This is a genomic window from Methyloceanibacter stevinii (assembly GCF_001723355.1).
Classification (GTDB): Bacteria; Pseudomonadota; Alphaproteobacteria; order Rhizobiales; family Methyloligellaceae; genus Methyloceanibacter; species Methyloceanibacter stevinii.
The window spans coordinates 63,412-78,978 of the sequence record NZ_LPWE01000014.1; the positions used below are offsets into that span (position 1 = coordinate 63,412).

25 protein-coding genes are annotated in these 15,567 nt (G+C 65.2%); 2 read left to right on the forward strand and 23 right to left on the reverse strand.

Translation table 11 applies throughout. The features are described from left to right. Window positions 1-3: 3 nt before the first annotated feature. The 23 genes from AUC70_RS15000 to AUC70_RS15110 form a co-directional block, all read right to left on the reverse strand. Window positions 4-1,698: a terminase large subunit domain-containing protein gene (locus tag AUC70_RS15000; protein WP_069445599.1), complete on the reverse strand. Its 1,695-nt coding sequence runs from the start codon at window positions 1,696-1,698 to the stop codon at window positions 4-6. Continuing rightward, the gene (locus tag AUC70_RS15005; RefSeq protein WP_141702162.1) at window positions 1,695-1,964 is read right to left on the reverse strand and encodes a hypothetical protein; all 270 of its coding nucleotides are present in this window, start codon (window positions 1,962-1,964) and stop codon (window positions 1,695-1,697) included. Before AUC70_RS15005 ends, AUC70_RS15000 begins: the two co-directional genes overlap by 4 nt. Next, a complete protein-coding gene (locus AUC70_RS17270; RefSeq protein ID WP_158007471.1) occupies window positions 1,952-2,113 on the reverse strand; it encodes a hypothetical protein in 162 nt (53 codons plus the stop codon). Before AUC70_RS17270 ends, AUC70_RS15005 begins: the two co-directional genes overlap by 13 nt. After that, the gene (locus AUC70_RS15010; RefSeq protein ID WP_069445601.1) at window positions 2,110-2,304 is read right to left on the reverse strand and encodes a hypothetical protein; all 195 of its coding nucleotides are present in this window, start codon (window positions 2,302-2,304) and stop codon (window positions 2,110-2,112) included. Before AUC70_RS15010 ends, AUC70_RS17270 begins: the two co-directional genes overlap by 4 nt. A 619-nt stretch (window positions 2,305-2,923) precedes the next feature. Beyond that, window positions 2,924-3,502 (reverse strand): DUF3486 family protein, encoded by a 579-nt coding sequence (locus tag AUC70_RS15015; RefSeq protein ID WP_069445602.1) that lies wholly within the window; start codon window positions 3,500-3,502, stop codon window positions 2,924-2,926. Window positions 3,503-3,505: 3 nt separating this feature from the next. Further along, window positions 3,506-3,805, reverse strand: coding sequence for a VpaChn25_0724 family phage protein (locus tag AUC70_RS15020; protein ID WP_069445603.1), 300 nt, complete (start codon window positions 3,803-3,805; stop codon window positions 3,506-3,508). A gap of 2 nt (window positions 3,806-3,807) precedes the next feature. After that, entirely contained in the window at window positions 3,808-4,197 is a 390-nt protein-coding gene (locus AUC70_RS15025; protein WP_141702163.1) for a hypothetical protein, read from the reverse strand. Between the two features lie 10 nt (window positions 4,198-4,207). Next, window positions 4,208-4,513: a hypothetical protein gene (locus AUC70_RS15030; RefSeq protein ID WP_141702164.1), complete on the reverse strand. Its 306-nt coding sequence runs from the start codon at window positions 4,511-4,513 to the stop codon at window positions 4,208-4,210. Further along, a complete protein-coding gene (locus AUC70_RS15035) occupies window positions 4,491-4,946 on the reverse strand; it encodes a hypothetical protein (RefSeq protein WP_069445606.1) in 456 nt (151 codons plus the stop codon). The genes AUC70_RS15030 and AUC70_RS15035 overlap by 23 nt, the downstream gene beginning before the upstream one ends. Further along, on the reverse strand, window positions 4,939-5,664 hold the full coding sequence (locus tag AUC70_RS15040; protein ID WP_069445607.1) for a glycoside hydrolase family protein: 726 nt from the start codon (window positions 5,662-5,664) through the stop codon (window positions 4,939-4,941). The genes AUC70_RS15035 and AUC70_RS15040 overlap by 8 nt, the downstream gene beginning before the upstream one ends. Before the next feature lie 31 nt (window positions 5,665-5,695). Then, entirely contained in the window at window positions 5,696-6,142 is a 447-nt protein-coding gene (locus AUC70_RS15045) for a hypothetical protein (RefSeq protein WP_069445608.1), read from the reverse strand. 1 nt (window position 6,143) lies between these two features. Continuing rightward, window positions 6,144-6,503, reverse strand: a complete 360-nt coding sequence (locus AUC70_RS15050) for a hypothetical protein (RefSeq protein ID WP_206599412.1) — start codon at window positions 6,501-6,503, stop codon at window positions 6,144-6,146. A gap of 19 nt (window positions 6,504-6,522) precedes the next feature. Beyond that, window positions 6,523-7,113, reverse strand: coding sequence for a regulatory protein GemA (locus AUC70_RS15055; protein WP_069445610.1), 591 nt, complete (start codon window positions 7,111-7,113; stop codon window positions 6,523-6,525). Next, the gene (locus tag AUC70_RS15060) at window positions 7,110-7,370 is read right to left on the reverse strand and encodes a hypothetical protein (protein ID WP_069445611.1); all 261 of its coding nucleotides are present in this window, start codon (window positions 7,368-7,370) and stop codon (window positions 7,110-7,112) included. The genes AUC70_RS15055 and AUC70_RS15060 overlap by 4 nt, the downstream gene beginning before the upstream one ends. Then, the gene (locus AUC70_RS15065) at window positions 7,361-7,666 is read right to left on the reverse strand and encodes a hypothetical protein (protein WP_069445612.1); all 306 of its coding nucleotides are present in this window, start codon (window positions 7,664-7,666) and stop codon (window positions 7,361-7,363) included. The genes AUC70_RS15060 and AUC70_RS15065 overlap by 10 nt, the downstream gene beginning before the upstream one ends. Beyond that, window positions 7,663-8,529 (reverse strand): host-nuclease inhibitor Gam family protein, encoded by an 867-nt coding sequence (locus tag AUC70_RS17630; RefSeq protein ID WP_083241638.1) that lies wholly within the window; start codon window positions 8,527-8,529, stop codon window positions 7,663-7,665. The genes AUC70_RS15065 and AUC70_RS17630 overlap by 4 nt, the downstream gene beginning before the upstream one ends. A 2-nt stretch (window positions 8,530-8,531) precedes the next feature. Continuing rightward, entirely contained in the window at window positions 8,532-9,209 is a 678-nt protein-coding gene (locus AUC70_RS15080; protein WP_069445614.1) for a GcrA family cell cycle regulator, read from the reverse strand. Continuing rightward, a complete protein-coding gene (locus AUC70_RS15085) occupies window positions 9,196-9,450 on the reverse strand; it encodes a hypothetical protein (RefSeq protein ID WP_069445615.1) in 255 nt (84 codons plus the stop codon). The genes AUC70_RS15080 and AUC70_RS15085 overlap by 14 nt, the downstream gene beginning before the upstream one ends. Window positions 9,451-9,453: 3 nt before the next feature. Beyond that, entirely contained in the window at window positions 9,454-10,470 is a 1,017-nt protein-coding gene (locus AUC70_RS15090) for an AAA family ATPase (RefSeq protein ID WP_069445616.1), read from the reverse strand. Between the two features lie 57 nt (window positions 10,471-10,527). Beyond that, complete coding sequence (locus tag AUC70_RS15095) at window positions 10,528-12,477, reverse strand: transposase domain-containing protein (protein WP_069445617.1); 1,950 nt, start codon at window positions 12,475-12,477, stop codon at window positions 10,528-10,530. Further along, entirely contained in the window at window positions 12,474-12,977 is a 504-nt protein-coding gene (locus tag AUC70_RS15100; protein WP_083241639.1) for a hypothetical protein, read from the reverse strand. The genes AUC70_RS15095 and AUC70_RS15100 overlap by 4 nt, the downstream gene beginning before the upstream one ends. 6 nt (window positions 12,978-12,983) lie before the next feature. Then, on the reverse strand, window positions 12,984-13,793 hold the full coding sequence (locus tag AUC70_RS15105; protein WP_069445618.1) for a ParB/RepB/Spo0J family partition protein: 810 nt from the start codon (window positions 13,791-13,793) through the stop codon (window positions 12,984-12,986). Further along, the gene (locus AUC70_RS15110) at window positions 13,790-14,074 is read right to left on the reverse strand and encodes a hypothetical protein (protein WP_141702166.1); all 285 of its coding nucleotides are present in this window, start codon (window positions 14,072-14,074) and stop codon (window positions 13,790-13,792) included. Before AUC70_RS15110 ends, AUC70_RS15105 begins: the two co-directional genes overlap by 4 nt. A 546-nt stretch (window positions 14,075-14,620) precedes the next feature. Between AUC70_RS15110 and AUC70_RS15115 the strand changes: the two genes are divergently transcribed. Both AUC70_RS15115 and AUC70_RS15120 read left to right on the forward strand, forming a co-directional pair. After that, a complete protein-coding gene (locus AUC70_RS15115) occupies window positions 14,621-15,307 on the forward strand; it encodes a S24 family peptidase (protein WP_069445751.1) in 687 nt (228 codons plus the stop codon). 3 nt (window positions 15,308-15,310) lie between these two features. Next, window positions 15,311-15,550, forward strand: a complete 240-nt coding sequence (locus tag AUC70_RS15120) for a hypothetical protein (RefSeq protein ID WP_069445620.1) — start codon at window positions 15,311-15,313, stop codon at window positions 15,548-15,550. The last annotated feature ends 17 nt before the right edge of the window (window positions 15,551-15,567 follow it).

The window sequence follows — 15,567 nt, forward strand, 5'->3', positions numbered from 1 at the left end:
CCATCACACACGCCCCCGGATCATTGCGCCGAGCGGGGATCTCCACCAGCCCCGGTTCGGCCTGTCGTCATCGTCATGGTTCGGACGGTCGAAGCCGCCCGGCCGCGCGCCGCTACCCCCTCGGTCGCTCGGCACGGCGCGATAGCCGTATTCGATCACGTCGGCTTCGGCCGCGGCCACTGCCAACATACCGGCGATGGCCGAGTCGCCGTGCCGCTTGCCGCCGTCAGCACCGTCCGTCTCCGCAGTGTCCGGCACCTTAGCGATCCCGCGCACCATTTTCAGGGCGCGGAAGTCTGCCTTCACGTCCGCGTCCCTCGGTAGTTCGATGGTGCGCTCTTCGAAGCGCGTCTTCAGCTTGGGCGAGTTTTCGAGATACCAGGCGTTGGAGAGCATCACGGCTTCGATCCGCGTTGCGCCGAACTCTTGCTGCATGCGTTCGGCGACGTACTGGCCATTGCCGCGCGCGTCGTGCTTGCCATTGGCGAAGCGGGGCAGCCGTTTCGTCACGTACTTGCAGAGTTGTTCCTGTTGCCTGAAGGGAACCTTCCGCAGTTCGATCATGAAGGGCGCACGCAAGACGAGGTCACGGCCTTCCGCCAAGGGGAGATACACGGACAGATGGCCGGTGCGTCCGAAGTCGAACCCGTAGGAGTGCCGCAAGCGTTCGTCGAGCCGCTTCAGCTCCGGCGCGACATTCTCTTCCAGCCAATCGTCCACGTAGTCCGTGCGGTACGCGTCGGGCTTCAACGTGAAGTCATCGGCAAAGGTCAGCCGCAAGACCTTGGCGTCCGCCGTCATGCACGTTTCGATGAGCGCACTGGACAGGTAGACCCCGCTGCCTTGAGCGGGAACGCAGTCCAGCTCTTCGGCCGCGTCGGACCTGTAGTTGGCCCGTATGCTCGCGCGCCACTTCGCTTCGCCTTCCGGCGTCCATTCGATCCCCCGCACGAGGCAGATGCGCTTGTACAGCCCTTGCTCAATGGCTTCGTCGAACGTCGTTCGAACGACCTTCCCCGGCCGCTTCCCGGACCGGACTTCTTCGATGAGCTGCGCGAACGGATTGTCCGCGCCGTTGTGGGTCGAAATGACCAACACCTTGCCGCCCCAGATCAGGAACGCGAAGGCTGCCTTCAGCAGCTGCGCCGCGTTGTCGTGGAAGGCGAACTCGTCGAGGATCACGAGGCCCTGTCGGCCGCGAAGGGTGCGCGGCGCCGACGACAGCGCCTTGATCTCGAAGCCAGACGCAAAGGTGATGCGGAACGCCTTGATGAAGCGATCCGCTCCGTCCTCGTCCTTATCCTCGAACAGGAATTCCTCGACCTCGGCGGCAACGTGCATGAACGCCCTGGCCACATGGCGCAGGCGCGATGACTCCCGCGTCATATCGAGATTGTAGGCGAGATAGAGCACATCCATGCCGCCCGCCGATCGCTGCGCACCCGCTCTCAAGACCGCTGCAGCACCCATGCCCCACGTGGCGCCGATCCGGCGCGACTTCTCGTCCACGACGACATCGTAGTCGTCGACGGCTTGAACCCGCTCCCGCTGGTAGGGCAACAGGATCGCCGGCAGGTCTTTGCCTTCGAGCTGCGGCGGCAAGCTCTGCAGCATGTCGCGCCGGTGCGCGGCCCATTCCTCTTCGGTGATGGGGCCTGCGTCTGCGTCGGCGATGCGTGTGGTTTCGAGGCCCGTCATCGCACCCCCTCTACCGGCCGGCCCAGCGCCTTTGCCGCCTCACGCGCGGCCCGCTCTTCTCCCAGCCACGCGCGGTCGTCTTCCATCCGTTCTTGCAGCCTATCGGCAAAGCCTTGCCCGTATTCCCGCGCGACGGCCGCATAGAAGCCAGCGCGCTTCTCCGATGTACAGGCCAACGCCTCAAAGGCCAGTTGATCGATACGAGTCGCACCGCCACCGCGTTCGCGGATGCCCGGCAGCTCCATCGGCGCTTCTACTTCGGCCATTTCACGCGCTCCCGTGTTCCCTCGACGGTCTTGCGCAGCCCGTCCGCGACGGCCTTGCCGTGCTCGCGCTCGACCTTCGCGTAGAACGCCTTGCGTTGCGGCTTCAAAAGCCGCTTCGCCTGCCGGACCAGATCGTCGATCGTGCTCATAGCCACGTAGCCCCCATGACGACCACCAAGACCATCAGCGCTATCGCTATCGCCAGGCCGAACCCGGCTCCTCCGAGTGACGACTGCGCCAACCTCTCCATTTCCGCGCGATAGCGGAGGAGGTCTTTCTGGTAGTCCTCCCAGGACTGTTCGGGACCGCGCGGCGGCGGCGGGTATGCGGGCATAGCCATGTTGATTAGCGCTCCTTCCTCATGCCAACCCCGATTCTTCAAGGAAGGCTTCGAGCCCGACGGGCTGGGCGCTCGCATCGAACGACGCCTTGATCTCGTCCCAGTGCCGCGCCCGCTGCTGCCACATCGCGTAGCATGGGACTCCGCCGTGGCCTCGTCCATGCGGCCTTCAGAGAGGGCCCGGCGCAGACGGTGTTCCACGGTCCGTTCCCGCCGCCGCAATTGCCTGTAGCGCTGCCTCATCGGCGGCGGCACCCGTTTCCAGTGCTTGCCGCAGATGATCTCCGCGTCCGGGCCGTATCGATCGGCGGGCGCGGTGCGCCGGCAGCCCTCCACAATGCACGGGATGCGATCGCCGCTCATGGGCACCCCCAACGATCACCCCGCCCGCGGCGCTTCGCATCCGGGATCGCGCTCAAGGGGTGGTAGGTCTCTTTAGCCTCGCCTGCCCGGCGCGCATCGCCCGGAATGGGATCGCCGAACACCCGCCCGGTTAAGTCTCTCGTGTCGACGGGAATCAACGACCTTCGGCGCGCCAGCTCTCGATCCGGCAGCCGCGCGCCCTCCCCAAGACGAATGCCGTTGATACTTCCGCTGTAGACGGTTCCCTTGCGGCCGGTCACGACGCACCCCCGACGCCGAGGATCTTCGACTTGATCGTCTCGACCGTATCTGCGGAGAGTCCTTTTTCCTTCGCCACGACGTCGATGGCCTTGTTCGCCTTGGCGCTGAACTCGGCTTCAACCTCCTTTCGACGCCGCGTCGAAACCGTCTGCGCTTGCACCGCCGCCTGCAGCGCGCGCGCAAGCTCCATTGCGCCCTTCGGGGTGATGGGCTTGTCGCCGGACGCCTCCAGCAACTCGAACACCAGCGTCTTGATGGTCTCGGCAACCATGATGGTGAGATTGTCGGAGTCGCCCGGCTCCATATTCTCCACGAGCACCGCCGTGATCTCGCGGGTCTCGTTCTGCCGTCGCCAGGCCGCCGCCTTACGCACGCTGTAGCGGTTGAAAGCGGACGACGATACGGGCTCCAGGCCGAGATCGGCCAGGCGCCCGTTGAACTCCTGCAGGATGTCGATCTGCAGCCGCTTGCGCTCGTATAGCTCGTTGAGCGCCCACTGAATGGCACTGTCCGCCGCCTCCGGCAGAAGTTCGATGGACGAAAGACGGCCCCGGCCGCGACGGCTCTTGGCCATGGGCTACACCTCCGGGCCGGGGCGCGCCACGCCTTCGAGAATGGACCGGCGCTGCACGTGGTCGAGGCCGGTCTGTGTCAGCACCGCGACGAAGACCGTGCCTGCCTCGACCAGGCGCACGGCCCCCAGCGCTTCGAGCGCCCGCAGCTGCGTGCGCACATAGTCGCGGCCAACATTGTGGCCGAACGAGTCGAGAAGCGTCTGCAGCAACGTCTCGTTCAGCGCGTGGTCGGTCTCCCTCGCGAGCCCGCGCAGGATGACGAGGCGCGCATCGGCTGCCTTGTGTTGAGCAAAGCCATCCATCGTCAGCCTACCGATCCTTTGTTTTGCAACAGCCATTCTTCGACGCGCTTGCTGCTTGCCAGCGACGCGCCGACCGACGCACTAAGCCCCTTCAGGTCGCCTTCGATCCGCGCGGTCGACAACGCCAACTCATGGAACGAATCCTTGGTGGGCAGCTGCCCCAGGTCCCTCTCGACCGTCACCAGGCGTTCGCGCAATTCGTGGCGGCTGCCTTCGCCCCTGCGCTTGTGATCCGCCAGGTCGTCTTCGACCCGTTTGATCCGCGCATTAACCGCGTCCATTTCCTTCCTGCGCGCGCCGGCAATGTACGTGTAGGCGGACCCCGCCAGCGACGCGACCGCCATGACCAGCGTCACCACCGGCCCGATGAAGTCTAGGATGCCTCCTTCCACAGCCTGCCCCCTAACGCGCGTTCCTGTACGCACTGACCTGCGCGTCGCTCCACGCGATCACGCCGGTCAGGCAATTGTTCTGGCGCCGGCCGTACTTCACCGCCGCCGCGTAGGCCAGTTGGGCCTCGCGGTAGGGCAACTCGCGATTGGGCACGTCAAGGTGCTGCTTTGCGCAGGTCCGGTACTGCTGCGGCGCGCGCTCCAGCATCACGGCGGGATTGATCGTGCCCGTCGTCTTGCAGCCGGCTAGCCCGGCCGCGACGCACGCCGCCAACATCGCCGCGCAGACGCCTCTAACGAAGCTTGTCGACTTCATTCAGAAACTCCTCAGACCAGCCGCAATCCTGCGGCACGGGTTGCTGTTCGATCCTCGCGCGCAGCTCGGCCATGACGGTCGCGTTGTGCGCCGCCGCCTCTCGCCCCTTCTCCATGAAGTCCGTTAGCTGCGCGTTGGTCGCGCGCTCGGCTGCGAGCGCCCGCGTCTTCTCCACGAGCCTCGTTGTGAGCTGAACAATCTCGGCTTGCGCCCGCGCGTCGGCCATGCTGTCCACAGCGTCGGCCGCGTACAGCGCGACGATCACCACGGCGCAGACGGTCGCCGCTGCCACATAGCCGAACGCGCGGCCAACGAAGGCCACCAAGAGGCCGACGCCAAGACCGAGCACGGCAGCAAGGATGTAGGCGAACACGCCCTGGACGAGGCCCAGGAGCCCGGAGACCAACGAAACGTTGGGCAGCGCACTAATCATCCCGCCCCCCTGCCGCTATGACGGTCCACGTGTTGAAACCAACGACACCATCGACCTTGAGCCCGTGCGCTTTCTGGAACTGCCGGACGACCGCGTCGGTGCCCGGCCCGAACTGGCCGTCGACAAGATTCATGCGCAAGCGCTGCTGTAGGTGCTCGACCCAGAAGCCTGCGGAACCACGCCGGAGCACGGGCCGGTCCGCCGGCGCGATGTCGTCGGGGTTCGGTAGCGTGACGGGCTCCGACAGGCCCTCAATGCAGAGCTTGCGTTCGCTCTTGCGGCGGTTGACGAGCCCCTGGACGACGCGACCGCCCGCCTTGTTCCACATCAGGAAGGCATCGCAGGCGCCGTAGTGATCCCCGGCGTTCCAGCGCCGCACGACGCTGGACCTGCAGAACCCGCCTTCGCCGATGTTGTACGCGAGGCTGAGCATCGCGACGTAGGTCTTCATCGGGACTTCGTCGGGAGAGGTAAGACAACGGCGCAACGCGCGTTCGTGGCGCGTCAGCCCGCTGTCAACGAACATCCGGTCGCATTGCTCCCTGGTGAAGCGCATACCGGGCTTGATGCCTTCGGTCTCGCCGAAGCAAGCCGTCCACACCCCGACGACATCCTTGTAGGAATACAGGCGCAGCCCCTCGTACCCTCCGATGATGGAGATAGCGAGGATCGCGAGCGCGGTCAGTGCTCCGGTCGGTCCTTTGAGGCGCGTTCCCATGCGCCGAATATGAGCGTGTAGTGGAGGCCGGTTAGCCCTGAACGTTTTCAGGGCCAGGTTCCAGGAAAAGGTCCTGTTGCCGGGGATCGCGTCCTAGTCGCTTCTTCGCCTTGCGCTGCTGCACGGCGCGTTCCGTGTACCCCGACGCCTCGACAATCGCAGCCGTGGTAGCGCCCTCGGCGATCATACGATCGGCAATTGCACGACGTTGTGCAACCAGCCCGGCCGGCCCTTGGGGAATATCGACTTTCATCCCGCCGCCACGCTGGCCGGCCGCGAAGTGCTTGCAGATACTCTCCGCCGCCTCACGGCCGACCGCCAGCGTCAGCCAGTGCCCCTCCGATGCTGTTCCTGGGATATGGACGCGCATCCCGCCCTTTTCCTTCGCGACCTTCATCGCCGCCTGCAAGCCCGCGACGCGCGCGATCTCCGCCAGCACATCCGGCAGATAGTCGTATGTCGCGGCTGGCTCGGTCACGTCAGGCGCGCCCCCGGATCACGTGCGTGAGGCTGTCCAGGGCCTTCCCGTCGCCGCGGTACACATAGCGCACCGTGTAGTCGCCCCTGGGGTTCATCCAGAGGCCGATCGAACGGAGTACATAACCGCGTGAAAGCCGGTCGTCGTGCTCGTCCTCGATGATCGCGAGAAGATGTCCGCGCACCTCGCTGGTGACCTCGACGGGCCGTTTGCGAAGGCGTCTGTTGGTGCGGCGGGCCATCGGACTAGAGGCCCACTGAGGTGGGAGCATGCACGTCTTGGTTAGGCACGTCGGGTTGTTCTCCCGATAGCTACCCACGTCCTGCTTGGTGCACCAGCGGCCGGCGACTACAAATTGCATCCCCAGGCGCGCGCCGTTCCTATTCATCGCCATAACGCTTGCTCCTTTCCGCGCGGTCGCGCAGCTCGGCGCCCAGCTCCTGCATGAGCGCGTTTAGGTCTTCGGGAAGGGTGTCCGGCCAGGGCTCGCCCAAGAGCCGGTGCTGGGCCGCGAGCACGCAGCACTTGGGGTCGTCGAACTCGTCCCAGCGCACATTGGCGGCGCGGGCTATCCAGCTCTTGAGCCCCTCAATGGCTCTGGCCGCTTCGGCAGGCTCGCGAAGCCACCGCGTGTGGTCGATCCCCGTCTGGCGCTTCACGAACGCCAGCAAGGCGCTGTCGCGGTTGTTTCGCGTCAGGCCCAGGTGCCATGCGGAGATCCACAGCGCTTGCAGCTTGGGTGCGTAGGGACCAGGCAGCCCTCGCTTGCGCGGGGCCCCTTGAGCGGGCTTCGAGAGCTTCTTGAGGCCGTCGATAATTCCGATGGCCTGGCCGTTCGTCAGCTTCTTCGACGACCGGTGCCCCGTCTCCCGCTCCAGAAAATCGCGGTAGGTGTCGTCGTCCATGCCGGCGCGAGACTTCAGCGTATGGATGGCCTTAATCTGCCCCTTGCTGATCGCGGGCGCGGTCATGGCTTCAGCCCCCGACCTGGACGCGGCACCACTTCAAGGCCCGGCTGGCGCTTCAGCGCCTCTAGAACGTCCGTGGTGTGTGATTCCGCGGTGCGTTCAATCTCGGCCAGCAACTCCCCCAACCAGAGGTCCGCCGCCCGCTGGAACAGCGTCTGATCCTGCCTGCGCAAGCTGGCGTAGAACTGCAGACAGAGACCGGCGACTTCGTCGCCTTCCTCTTGCGCACGGTAGAGCGCGTCTAGGACTGTCAGCCCCATAGCGTGCCGCCTCCCGCTACAAACTCGGTCAGGAGCCCGCGCCCCTTCGCGCCGGCTACGATCCTGCGGATGGCCTCCTGCGCAGTCATTCCGTGGGCCTCTGCGATCTCGGCGACCGCTTCGACCGTGTCGTCGCGATGGAAGCCCACGAAGAGCTTCCGCCCGTGCGCCTTGATGGTGGCAACGTCGTCACGGTCTTTGCCGATGACGGCTCCGATTTCCCGCTTCGACATCCCGGCTGCGTCCATGGCCAGGACGGCTGCCGTGACGCTCTTGTGGTCCCCGACCTCTCTCATTTCTGCCCCCGGCCTTCAGCCTTGGCGATTGCCGCGTCGATGAACCACTCCACGGGGGCGCCGTCGCCCGACTGCATGTCTGGGTGCGACCGCCGGCAGTAGTCGATGCAATCGCGAGCCAACTTCAGGGCATCAAGCAGCTCAGGCGCTGCCGCGATCAGCGCGGCGTTGGCTTTCACCTCCAGGATGCGCTCTTCGCCGTGATGCGCCCCAATCCGGTGCACGCCGCAAATGCAGACGCCTGTGCCTTTCTGGTGAACGCGAAGAAGACGCCCGTTGCTGACGACCCAGGCTTCGGTGTGTGTCGTGCTCCGGCCATCACCCGCGCCCTCCCTGTTCCGCTTCGCCGTCCGCCTGCAGCTCGGCTTCGAACGGCTCCACAACGAACTCTTCGCCGGCCGACTTGATCGTGACGCCTGGAACGGTCTTGGCGGTCTCGGGGTCCGCCAGCATCGCTCCTTGTTGACCTCTTCCTTCGTGCGGATGAACTTCGTCAGATCGAGCTCGTGGAGACTCGCGAGGATGTCGTCGATCTTGCGCAGGCTCACCGATGGGGGCAGGTTTCGCCATTTGACGGTGCCGGACCCCAAGGGGACCGTCTTCGTCCTGCCGTTGCGCGTCAGCTCCGACCGGTGCGCTTCTGCCCAGATTTTTAAGCCCTCAATCGCCGCGACCACCTCATCCGACAGGGGCTTGGCTTTCTCGTTTGCGGCTTCCTTGATCTTGGCGAGCTCGTCGTTCATGTCGGCCTCGATACGGGCGAGCAGCCGGCTCTTCACACCGACGGTCAGCACCATCTTCACGGCCTCTTCGCGGGATTGCGGCACGACAACATTCGCGCCACGGGTCTTCTTCCGTGCCATTCCTAGTTCTCCAGCTTGGTTGATCGATTGAAGTGGTGGGGGCAGAACGAGCGCGCTCGCGACGGCAGGGCGTGCGCCCCGTCGTAGGTTGCCGCTACGGTCCTGGCACCGCAGGCCATGGCGCCCTCGGGCGCTTTCGGGTCGTTCAGCACCCAGCGGCACTGCCCGTCGTCCAGCTTCAAAAACGGCTTTGCCGTCTCCGGCGTCGGCTCTGGCGCAGCGATAGCCAGTGCCCGCCGCGCACGCCGCGTCCCGCCCGGCCGGCCAAGCCGAGGCCGGTGGGCGCCAGGCAGGTCACCGCGCGCAATCCACTGAGGTCGCATGTTCTGGAGCTTCAAGCTGACCGCATGTGCTGTGATGCGCCCGTAGCCCCTGTCTATCTCGTTCAGCGCCTCGGCTTTTTGGACATGGGTCAGCGAGCCTGCACGCTCCTGCTCCAGCAGCAACTCCTTCCGGGCCTCTGTCCACGGCGACAGGTACAGCTCCACGGGGCGTGTTGTGATGTACTTCTTGCCCCGTAGCCTGTTCAGCTTTCCTACGACTGCGTTGCGCGTCACCGGCCCGCACTCGGGGTCGACGTGGCTGAGGTCGCGCGCTATCTGCGCCATTGACCAGCCCTTCTCGTCGAGCGCCTTCAGGCGCTCGACACGCGTTTCCGACCAGGTCTTAGGCAGTGACATTGCTGCCTCCCTCGTCCTGGCTCGCGCGCGGGCGCAGGTAGACGACGTTGTCGACCTGCTTGGCCGGGGCCAATTCGCTCGTGACGACGACGGGCGTGTTCTCCAGCGCCATCGCGTCGTCGACGGCCCGTTCCAGACACGCCCGAAAGCACGCGACGCCTTCGAGCGTGAATTCTGCGCGGCCCTCGGCTAGTTCGTTGAACCACGCGCTGAGCGATTGAAGATCGTGTGAGAGAGCCATGGCCTACAGCTCCCCCCCGCGCTCTTCCCAGGCGCGCCGCACGTCTGCGGCGGCAAGCTCGCGCCGCTCGCCCGCCGCGTACATCCACGCAAGCTGCAGGGTCTTGCTGATCTGCGAGAGCGCACCGGGCTTCATGCCGATTCCGCGACACAACTTAACGATGGCCTCGTCGGTGATACCCCAGGCATCCACGATGGCGGCAACGTCGCCCGCCGTTGGGTCCATCCGCCTAAAGCGCATCCCGACACGGCGATGAATCTGCGCCTGGTTTGCTTTCCCCTTGGCGATGCTGAAGCGCGTGAAAACGTCTTCGTTGCCCATGAGGGCGAGGCCGACCCCGAACTGATCGAAGAAGTATCGAAGCTGGTTCACCGCATCGTCGAGCAGGTGTTGCGCTTCGTCGACGATGAGCAGCGTCTTGCGGCCGTTGCGGCGCAGCTTGTCGCCGAGGGCGCGGTCCAGATTGGCCGGGTTCTTCTCCGGCACGTCCAGCGCCACGCGAAACTCGTTCATCATGCCGTGCGCGGTCTTCGTGCTCGGGCGCATCGTGACCATGTGGACGTGCGGTCGCGTCTTCTGCAGATGCTGCGCGGTCATGGTCTTGCCCATGCCCGCGCCCGCCGTGACGATCACGATCTCCGGCGAAAGCTGCGCGTACAGGAGAATGTCCCTAATTCTGGCGCTGGTCGGCGTCTCGACGAAGCCAGGTTGCTGAGGGATCAAGGCTTCGGTCGCAGAGTCCTCGTGCAGGCTATCCAGCCATGTTTCGATGTCGTCGTTGACGTTTCGGATCGTCCCTTTGTAGTTCCCGTCGTACCACTGCGAGAGCTTGCTGGCCTTAACGTCCGCCCGTCGCGAAACCTCCGCCTTGGTCCATCCATGGCGGCGCGCCACGTCCGCAACGCGCGTGGTCAGCGCTCTCCAGCGCTGCAGCTCTTGTGACGACAAGCCATCGGGTTCGAAGCGAGGCTCCGCCCAGCCCGGTTGCAGCTCTGTCGCTTGTGTTTCGTTCGCGCTCATGGGAGTCTTCCTTTTGCTAGGAGCCCTTCGGGCTCGTCCTTTGTTTGGGCGTCGAGGTCACGACTCGGCGCCCTTCTCCTTTCCGGTTGGGAACTGCAGCACGTCGCCACCGCTATCCATGGCGGCGACGGCACGACCGAAACTCGTTGACGCACGCTCGTTGTCGGTCGCGTCGACCTCTGCAGGGCGTGGCGTCTCATTGACCGCGAGCCGCAAGACGCTGGGCTCCGGCTTGTCATCGTCAGGCGGCGCATCGCGAAAGAGGCGCGCCAGTTCGTCGAGGCTCATGCGGTTTTCGAGGTCCAGACACTCACGTTGCCGCTTCAGCCACGCGCGCCGCATCCGCGCGTGCTCCTTCGCCTTGTCGATGTCGGCAAACCCGCTGGCCTCGATACAGGGCGCGGTGGCGATGAACCGTCCGTCTAGGGAATAGACCGCAACGCTCGATAGGAGGTCGTCTGGATCGAAACGGACAACGACCTTGCGGCCGGCCACGTCGACGAGCTGATCGGCCCAATACCGATTCCCGGCCAACTGCACTTCACCCGTGGGCTTCCGCGCCGTGACGCCTTCCGCCGCCATCAGGAACATGCGCAATTGCGCTTCGGTCGCGCGCGTCACAAGCGCCCGCTCGAGCCCGTCCTTGAATGTCTCGAAGAATGAGCGTCCGTGCGCCACCGCCGTCCGCCGCCCGTCACGTCGGTTATGGCGTGCGATCTCTGCGGCGACCAGCTTGCGGAACTCTTCGAACGGAACCGCCTTCGCGCCGTAGTTATCCGGCTTTGCGTCGGGCCTGTTCCCCGTGTAGGCGCCCTGGCACGCCGGATGTTTGGCGATCTCTTCGCAGAGGTCGCGGAAAGCACGCTCGATAGGCTTGGCTTGCCCGTGGTAGGGCGTCGTCCAATGGACTTGGACGCCTACCGCCTTCAGGAGGCCGACGGGCTCGTCGTCTTTGATCTTGAACCGAAAGCGGTTCGCCATACCGCCCGTGAGCCATTTGCTCGCGAAGGCCCGGCCGTTATCCAGCCACGCTTGCTCGGGAATGCCCCAGCTTTCCATCATATCGGCGAACGCGCCGCGAACCGCCGTCCAGTTCTCCGTCTTGGCGAGCCGATGCCCGACGATCATGCCGGAATAGAGGTCCTGAACCGCCACCATGAGCGGGCGCGACACCTCGCCATCCGGCCACTTCACGAACACGTCGAAGCGGTGTCCATCGGCGTTTACGGCTTGCATGGCCATGAACCCCGAACGGTCCCGCGTCTGATGCGGGAAGATCGCCTTGGCCGTATCGCGACCGCCGCGCGCCAAGACCCTCGCTCCGCGCGGCACCTCCCGGTTGACGCGCCGCTGCAGCGTCTTGGCGCTCGGGATCGGTGCCCAGCCGTGTTGCTCCGCCGCTTCCTTCATGCGGCGGTAGCAGGCTGTGAATGACGGTTGCTCGGGACGCAGATAGTCGGCTTTCAGGAATGCCCACGCCTCGGCGCTGCACTCGACCGTGGAAGTGCGACCCGCATGGCGCGGCGCGAGCACGGGCAGCCAATGAGCTTCGTCCAAACCCTCGACAAGGCGCAGCCAGCTCCACAGCGTCGTCGCCGAGACGCCATGGTCCGCAGCCGCCAGCGCTACCGCTGTCGTCGCGTCGATCCCGCCCCTGCGGAGGTCGCGCACCTGTTTGACCGCTACCAGGCGCTTCTCCGCCTTGTCGCGTACTCCCTTCGGCAGCCGCTCGAAGCGCGCCCATAGTTCCTCGGCCTTGGCCTGTTCGTTTCTGTCCGCTTCGCTCTGCGCCCCTTGTTGCGCACGCGCCAGGACGCGGCATTGAACGTCCGTAGGCAGAAGCGTGTAGTGATATTCCCAGCCGCCGCCCTGTCCGCTCTTCAGCCGCGCCCGAGCGGCGTCGTCGCGCCATCCATGGCGTTCGATGTAGCGGCCCAAGGCGCGCTCGTCGGTAGGCAGAGCGCCCGCGCCGACCTCGACCAGGTCTTGCACCGTGACCCAAGTCATGAGCGGCCTCCGCGCGCGCCCCGGTTCCGGACTTGAACCGGCTCGCGGTTCAGCTCCTTCTCCAGCCTCCGCCGCTGTTCGACGAGCGATTGTTCCTGCTGCCGCAGATGCCCCAACTGCGCGAGCTTCGCCTCGCGATCCTCAAGAACGAGCAGCCCGTCGTCGCTTACCAGCTCGTCCCAAAGCCACTTGGCGCCCGTGACGCGCACGAACGCCACGAACCGAACAATCCCGATGTCGTGGTCCGGCTTGGAGGCTGCGGTGTAGGTGTAGAGTGCGTCTTCCGTCAGAGGACGGCCCGTCATTTCGGCGATCCGCGCGGCCACGATTGGCGCCGAGTCGTCGCACTCCTTCAGCGCACGCGACATCGCCGTCTTGATCCGCAGCGACAAGTCGACCGGGCGCGCGCCCACGGCCGGACGCCGCAACGGGAAATATGCCTCGCCCTGGAACAGGTCGTCGGTGTTCCCGCATCTATTGCGCCGCTTATCCCGTGCCATGGCCCGCTAGCCTTCCTTGACGAGGGTGGCGTTGATGCGCTTCAGGAACCGCTTCTTCACGTCCGCAGGCGCGCGCTCCCACGCCTTCACGAGGGTCTCTAGGGCTTTGGTCTTCTGTGACGGCTGTTTCGCCGTGCCGTCCAGGATCGCTCGGGCTCCGGCCACGTTCGCGGCCTCGCCCTGCTGCAGCAGCTTGGCGACACGGGATTGAAGGGGCTTGTCGAGCGCCGCTAGGGCGCGAAGCTGAGACTCGTTGTCCGCTATGGGCAGGCCGCGAACGAGGGATCGGGCGTCCGCCGTTAGCCCGTTGTGCACCTGGACCGCCCGCTGGATTTGACGGGCGGACAGGCCGGTCTTCTCCGAGGCGGAATCAGCAAACGACAAAATGTCGTTTGCTGCGTTCTGGCGCGCCTTGCCGCCTGCCACGCCGCGTTTCGTCTGCGGATAGAGCCGTTCGTAGACCGCCTTCAGCTCCGCAAGATTGCTCGCGCGGTCCAGCGCCGAGAGTTCGCGACGCCCAACGTTTTCGAGAATTTCCTGGACCCGCTCTTCGTCCGCGGGCGACTCGGTCTCCGCTACAAAGATGTCCGCGCGGATCGTGGGCATGCCGTTCTTCTTGGCTGCCTCCAAGCGATGTTCGCCCGCAGTGAGCTTGTAGGTTCCGTCGCCGAGGTCGCGAACGCCAATCGCGCTCTGCTGCCCTTCGACCTTAATCATGGCCGCAAGAGCGGCGACCCATTCTTCGTCGATTTCGCGCAGTCGGTTGCCTACAACGATGTCCGCAACAGGAACCTCGCGTTGCTCTACGAACTTCATGTGTTCCTCGCTTTCGGTGGGATCGACGCGGCCACGTCTGATGCGAACAGCGCCGTGGCGAAGACGCCCGCCGCGTATCGCGGGAACGCCGTGTCGCTGAAATTCGATTGGGGCATGCACAGGAACCGGCTACCGATCTTGGCCGTGGCGTAGAGGTCACCGCATGCCATCGTGCTGACGACCACCACGACCTGGTTCCGCAGGGCTCGCGGCAGCTCGTTCAAAATCAGGATCGCGGTTCTTTGTTCTCGTTCCGGTGACCGCACTGGTTTGTGCGTCATTGCCTCAAGGCGCCGCTGTAGGGCGTCACGCTCGGCTATGAGGGCTTGGTGTTCTTGCAGCGACACGACCGTCATCAGCGTGCCCTCCCCAAGGAAAAAAAGGGCCCGGCCTGCACCCGAAGCAGGCCGGGCAGGGGGAGGAGACCCGGTTGTCTAGAACGGCGTGTCGTTTCGACTAGTCGGCGAGCTGCGCGCGGTGTCATCGTTGCACCTCCGGCGCCCAACGTTCGGCGTAGAGGTTCTGCAGGAGGTCTTTAGTGATGTACGGGGCACCACATTCCCGACCCGCCGTAGCAAAGCGATCCCACCACGCCGGCGGGATCGAGTTGCGGTATTTCATGCGCCCGCGTGGCCGGTCTTCAGGCGCAGTGCCTTGTCGGTCTTGGCCGGTCCGCCCAGCGCGTCGATGACTTCCGCGAAGGTTTTCGGCTCGGTCTTGGGCTCGTGAATCATGACGGCAATCATTACACGATGTAATGACCGCAATCAACACGGCACGTAATGACTATGGCGTTACACCAAGTAATGGCACCGGAGGCCGTTGCATTGGGCGAAGAGAAGATCAGGCAGGAACAGGGGCGGCGGCTGACCGAGGCGCGGAAGGCGGCCGGCTACAAGTCCGCGCGCGAGGCCGCCCTGATGAACGGCTGGAATGAGAATACCTACCGGGCCCACGAGAAGGGCCGGCGCACGATCGGCCTGGACGACGCCCAACGCTACTCCCGCCGCTTCCATAGCCGAGGCGCCGCGTGCTCTGCGCAATCCCTCTTGTTCGGCGACGACGCCCCTGACGGCGACGACAGGCCCGGCCGGCACATTATCCCGATCATGGGGTTCGTCGGCGCCGGCGGCGACATCGAGCCAGACTATGAGCAGGTGCCGCCCGAAGGGCTCGACCAGATAGAGCTGCACCAGCCCTGCGGCCTGGCGCGCGACCCCATCGGATTCCGGATACGCGGAGAATCCATGATGCCCCGCTACAACGACGGCGAGATCGTCATTGTCGAGCGCGACCAGCCATACGCCACCGACTCGATGATCGGCCTCGAAGCTGTCGTTCGAACTGCCAAGGGCAATCGCTACCTGAAGCGCATCAAGGTCGGCAGCCGGCGCAATACTTTCGACCTTGTCAGCCTCGGCGCCGTCGCCACAATGGAGAGCGTGCGCATCGCCTGGGCTAGTCCCGTCTTGATGATTATTCCAAACGTCGGCTTGCGCCGGAAAAGGCTCTGACCCATGCGGAAGCTCGTCGTTACGGTCGCCCTAATTGTCGCCGCCTCGGCCCTCGTCTTCTGGATCGATCACGGTCGACGCGCCGAAGCGGACCGGCAGGCCAGGTGCGCCGACTATGAGCTGCGCCTAGCTGCCTTCGAGCACGGGCAGGTTACTGGCGACTATGATGCCAAAGGCGAGTCTCGATCCGGGTTGGAGTTCCGGGTATCTCGCTGCCGTCAGGCCGCCAATCCCGGCCCCTAATCGCCGACGATTGGCCG